6 protein-coding genes are annotated in these 4724 nt (G+C 37.8%); 5 read left to right on the top strand and 1 reads right to left on the bottom strand.

Translation table 11 applies throughout. The features are described 5' to 3' along the window. Positions 1–443 precede the first annotated feature (443 nt). The 4 genes from rpsP (at position 444) to rplS (ending at position 2488) form a co-directional block, all read left to right on the top strand. Positions 444–716 (top strand): 30S ribosomal protein S16, encoded by a 273-nt coding sequence (rpsP, locus tag FD29_RS06170; RefSeq protein ID WP_057888078.1) that lies wholly within the window; start codon positions 444–446, stop codon positions 714–716. Positions 717–776: 60 nt separating this feature from the next. Continuing rightward, positions 777–1292 carry a ribosome maturation factor RimM gene (gene rimM, locus FD29_RS06165; protein ID WP_057888077.1) on the top strand — a complete coding sequence of 172 codons (516 nt, stop codon included), beginning with the start codon at positions 777–779 and terminating at the stop codon, positions 1290–1292. Next, positions 1292–2020 carry a tRNA (guanosine(37)-N1)-methyltransferase TrmD gene (trmD, locus tag FD29_RS06160; RefSeq protein WP_057888076.1) on the top strand — a complete coding sequence of 243 codons (729 nt, stop codon included), beginning with the start codon at positions 1292–1294 and terminating at the stop codon, positions 2018–2020. The genes rimM and trmD overlap by 1 nt, the downstream gene beginning before the upstream one ends. A 114-nt stretch (positions 2021–2134) precedes the next feature. After that, positions 2135–2488 carry a 50S ribosomal protein L19 gene (gene rplS / locus FD29_RS06155; RefSeq protein WP_057888075.1) on the top strand — a complete coding sequence of 118 codons (354 nt, stop codon included), beginning with the start codon at positions 2135–2137 and terminating at the stop codon, positions 2486–2488. A 74-nt stretch (positions 2489–2562) separates the two neighbouring features. Here rplS and FD29_RS06150 read toward each other — a convergent pair whose 3' ends face one another. Then, the gene (locus FD29_RS06150) at positions 2563–3426 is read right to left on the bottom strand and encodes a MurR/RpiR family transcriptional regulator (RefSeq protein WP_057888074.1); all 864 of its coding nucleotides are present in this window, start codon (positions 3424–3426) and stop codon (positions 2563–2565) included. A 156-nt stretch (positions 3427–3582) separates the two neighbouring features. Between FD29_RS06150 and FD29_RS06145 the strand changes: the two genes are divergently transcribed. Next, complete coding sequence (locus tag FD29_RS06145) at positions 3583–4566, top strand: Gfo/Idh/MocA family protein (protein ID WP_057888073.1); 984 nt, start codon at positions 3583–3585, stop codon at positions 4564–4566. The last annotated feature ends 158 nt before the right edge of the window (positions 4567–4724 follow it).

The raw sequence follows: 4724 nt of genomic DNA, 5'->3' as shown, positions 1-4724 counted from the left end.
AAACACTATTCAAATTTATATTATTTCAAACGTCAACTTGACAGGTGCCAACGCAGTTAATTAAGAATTACGGTCTTCTTATGTTCAAAACTATATTTATCTAGATAATAACTTTACTCAAATACTATATATACTAACTAAACAACGAGAAGACTAGCCTGGAGAGCAAAAGCTGATGGCTCAGTGGTGGCTTAATCTTAGTTAGCGTTTTTCAGCTGACTTAGATTACTGACGAGCTTGAAGACGATTTCTAAATCGGCTCCAAGTCGCCTCACCACGTTCCAGCCAATCAGCTTTTGATCGGAAGGCGGCATATTTCAATCACCCCAATCTTTTAAGTTGGCATTCTAAAAAAAATAAGCAGTGTAAAGAAAAAAACTTTACACCAATGATAATTTTGTGTATACTAACAAAGTTAAGTATTTATTGGAGGAAACAAACATATGTCAGTTAAGATCAGAATGAAACGTATGGGTTCAAAGTTACGCCCATTTTATAGATTAGTTGTTGCAGATTCACGTGCACCACGTGATGGCCGCTTTATCGAACAAGTTGGTTACTACAACCCAATCTCACAACCAGAAGAAATCAAATTAGAAGACGACAAGATCGTTGAATGGTTAAACAAAGGTGCACAACCTTCAGATACTGTTCGTCACTTGTTGAAACAACACGGAATTATGCAAAAGTATCACGAAAGCAAATTCACAAAATAGTAATTTTTGATGGGGCCAGACATAATTCGTCGAGGTCTCATTTTTATTAGCGGAGGAAAAATGACCGAAAAATTATATCGTATTGGTACAATCGTTAATACCCATGGTATTAAAGGCGAATTAAGAATCATTCCAATTACTGATTTTCCAGAAGATCGTTTTAAGAGTGGCGCTAAAGTTTACCTTAAAAATAAAGACCAAGTTTTGGAATTTACAGTTGAATCATCACGTCCTCATAAGAGTTTCGTGCTGTTGAAGTTCAAGGGCTATGATAATATCAACGACGTTGAAAAATACGTTAAATCAGAGTTATTTGCTGATGGCGAGGAAGTTTCCAACCTTAATGATGGTGAATTTCTCTACAAACAAATTATTGGTTTGAAAGTTATCGATAAAGATTTGGGCGAAGTCGGCAAGGTCACTGAGATCTTAGAACTTGGTTCCAATGATGTTTGGGTCGTTAAAGGACCAAAGTATAAGGAAGTTTTGTTGCCTTATATCGATGATGTAGTTAAAGAAGTCAACCTTGATGAAAAGATCGTCAACGTTGAAATACCGGATGGATTGATAGACTAATGGATATTACAATTTTAAGTATTTTTCCAAGAATGTTTCAGGCTTTGAATGAATCGTTGATCGGCAAAGCTCAAGAAAAAAAGCTTGTGAATATTGATGTGGTAGATTTTCGTGGTTTTACTACTAACAAACAAAATCACGTCGATGATGGTACTTACGGCGGGGGTGCAGGTATGTTGCTGCAGGCTCAACCGATTTATGATGCCATGGATTACGTTGAGAAAGAGAAGCCAGGTAAGAAACGGGTCATCTTGTTGGATCCAGCTGGAAAAACTTTTAATACGCAAATGGCTCGTGACTTTGCCAAGGAAGATCAGTTAGTCTTTATCTGTGGTCACTACGAAGGATTTGATGAACGTGTCAAAGACCTTGTGACGGATGAAGTTTCGATCGGTGATTACATCTTAACTGGTGGGGAATTGCCAACAATGAGTATGATCGATGCTACCTTGCGATTCGTACCCGGAGTTTTGGGTAATTCTGTCTCAGCAGAAGAGGAATCGTTCTCGAATGGACTCTTAGAATATCCACAATATTCACGTCCAGCCGATTTCCGCGGTAAAAAAGTACCTGAGGTCCTAACAAGTGGGGATCATGAAAAGATTCGCTTGTGGCGTCTAACGCAATCATTGAAGAAAACGCTCGAACGTCGGCCTGATCTGTTAGAAAATGCAGACTTGACTGATGAAGAGCAAAAGATATTGCGTAAAATTCGTCGAAATAATTAGTTTACAATTGCTTGTAAATAAAGTATCATATTAAGAGTGTTTGAACACACATATTAACGATATTCCGCTGTGTATCAAAGGATATGTAAGAGTGTCGGCTGGGAGAAATTATTTATGAATAAATTAATTCAAGATATTACTAAAGAACAATTACGTTCTGATGTTCCTGACTTCCGTAGTGGTGATACAGTACGTGTCCACGCTAAGGTTGTTGAAGGCTCACGTGAACGTATCCAACTATTCGAAGGTGTCGTTATCAAGAGACATGGTGCTGGTATCAGTGCTACATATACTGTCCGTAAGATGAGTAATGGTGTTGGTGTTGAAAGAACATTCCCATTGAACACACCTCGTGTAGAACAAATCGAAGTTATCAGACATGGTCGTGTACGTCGTAGCAAGCTTTACTACCTACGTGCTCGTACAGGTAAGGCTGCTCGTATTAAGGAACGTCGTCGCGACATCTAATTAATACAATTGAGTAACATACTTCTTAAAAAAACGTATTCCTCAGGGAATACGTTTTTTTGTTCTATAAATTTTTATTTATCAGAGAATCTGGAGTCGGAAAATAACTTTTCTGAAGCCAAACGGTGTCGTTGATTCACATCATAGTTAGCCACAAACAGGCAGGCATATAAAGTGTTGAGAACATATTCAATGGCGACTTGTGAAGCAAAGGGAGATATTTTTAAGGCTTCACTCTCAGAACTTGCAATCGGTAGGATCACGTCACTCAATTTGGCGATTTCTGATTGCGAATCGGAAGTGATAGTAATGATCCTGCAGCCGTTCAAACGTAATATTTTGGCAATTTGATAAGTGCTTTTACTGCGCCCGCTGTAGGAAATCAAAATGGCACAGTCAGCTGGTTTAAAGTTGGCAGCTAGAAACTTACTTTCGTCTGTCAACGTGGGTAAGTTGATCTCATGGTCGATCTTCATTAATTTGTTTTGAAAGCTTAGAGCTGAGATATAAGTGTCGCCATAAGCAAAAATGCCGAGCTTTTTGGCCTGAAGAATTTCTCTGACAGCTCGTTCCAACAGTTCATTAGTTAAGAGGTCATTCGTTTGTTTTAAGGAAGTATCCATAACCCTGAACAACTTTTGCGAAATTTCTTTATTGGAATCATCTTCGGTAAAAGGAAAATCAGGATCGACGGTTGAAATGTCTTGATAATGTCGTTGCAACTCGGCGGATAATTTTATTTTAAAATCTTTATAACCCTTGAGACCAATTTTTCGACACAGGCGAACGATCGTTGAGGTTGAACTGAAGGTTGCGGTTGCCAAATCTTGGATCGACTGGTCAATGACCGTTTCCTTGTGTTTGATAATATAGGCGGCTAGTTGTTTTTCGGACCCGTTGAAATTTTTGGCAGCTGATAATTGCGAAATAATTGTCATAAGATACCATCCTAAGTCAGTTATGAAAAAATGTTCCCGGATAATTAATTTATTTATCAAAATATTTGGAATATTTTTACCATTCTGTATATAAAGTAGTTATTACTATTCTAGCGTGTTTAAATAAACTTGCATAGCAGATAAGGAGTGATTGAAATGAAGTTAGCAATTATCGGATCAGGAAATATCGTTCACGATTTTTTGACAATTACTAAGGATTTAAAAGATACTGAATTGACAGCCATTATTGGTACAACGAGAAGTTTGGATATTCTCAAACAATTACAAGATCAGTATCATATCAAGGAAGTTTACACTGATTTTGACGAAGCCTTGGCAAAGAGCGATTTTGACACGGTGTATGTGGCAGTGCCTAATTTCTTACACTATGCCTTTGCTAAAAAGGCTTTGGAACACGGCAAGAATGTCATTTCCGAGAAACCATTTACAGTTAAATATGAAGAGTTTATGGATTTGCAAAAGATTGCTTTGGAAAAGAAGTTGGTTCTAGTTGAAGCTATCACTAACCAATATCTTCAAAATTACCTGGACTTAAAGAAAAAATTGCCTGAATTAGGTGATTTGAAGTTGATCGAGAGTAATTATTCCCAATATTCATCACGTTACGATGCTTTTGAAGCCGGAAAGATCTTGCCAGCCTTTGATCCTAAAAAGGGTGGTGGAGCCTTGATGGATCTCAATATTTACAATATTCACTTCATCGTGGGTCTTTTAGGTCGTCCCAAGAAAGTGGACTATTTACCTAATATTGAACGTGGTATCGATACTTCAGGAATTTTGATGTTAGATTATGGCAATAGCAAAGCGGTCGCCATCGGTGCTAAGGATTCTGTTTCGCCAATCAGAAAGACGATCGTCCAAGGCAACAAGGGTTCGATCATCGTCAATGGCCCAACAAATAAAATGGAATCATTCGATGTTTATGATCACGACAAGAATTTATTGGAAAAAGTTGATCACAATATTTATCCTCATCGGATGTATCAAGAATTCGTCGAGTTTGAGCGGATCATTCGGGAACATGACCTAACTGCCGTCAAGACTCGTTTGCAACACAGTGAAGACGTTATGTGGGTCGTTAAAGAAGCTTTGGCATCAGCTGATTTGAAATTGGATTAAAATTGTCTTTTTGTACTTGATTCCATTTAGAAATTGATTGGTGTCAAGTAATCTAGAATCAGCGGTGTAGTCATCAATTCAACAAAGTATAAATTTTTTCGCCCGGCGAATTGTCAAACTAAGTGCAACGGTTTGTCAAAAAATACTTCATATGGGGT

The sequence above is a fragment of the Companilactobacillus mindensis DSM 14500 genome (assembly GCF_001434275.1).
GTDB classification, from domain to species: domain Bacteria; phylum Bacillota; class Bacilli; order Lactobacillales; family Lactobacillaceae; genus Companilactobacillus; species Companilactobacillus mindensis.
The sequence above is the reverse complement of the archived record's forward strand: the minus strand, read 5'-3'. Positions and strand labels throughout refer to the sequence as shown.

Bases quoted from the DNA above. Each gene is read 5' to 3' on its own strand.
- rplS (WP_057888075.1), top strand. From the start codon at position 2,135: ATGAATAAATTAATTCAAGATATTACTAAAGAACAATTACGTTCTGAT.
- FD29_RS06145 (WP_057888073.1), top strand. From the start codon at position 3,583: ATGAAGTTAGCAATTATCGGATCAGGAAATATCGTTCACGATTTTTTG.
- rpsP (WP_057888078.1), top strand. From the start codon at position 444: ATGTCAGTTAAGATCAGAATGAAACGTATGGGTTCAAAGTTACGCCCA.
- rimM (WP_057888077.1), top strand. From the start codon at position 777: ATGACCGAAAAATTATATCGTATTGGTACAATCGTTAATACCCATGGT.
- trmD (WP_057888076.1), top strand. From the start codon at position 1,292: ATGGATATTACAATTTTAAGTATTTTTCCAAGAATGTTTCAGGCTTTG.
- FD29_RS06150 (WP_057888074.1), bottom strand. From the start codon at position 3,426: ATGACAATTATTTCGCAATTATCAGCTGCCAAAAATTTCAACGGGTCC.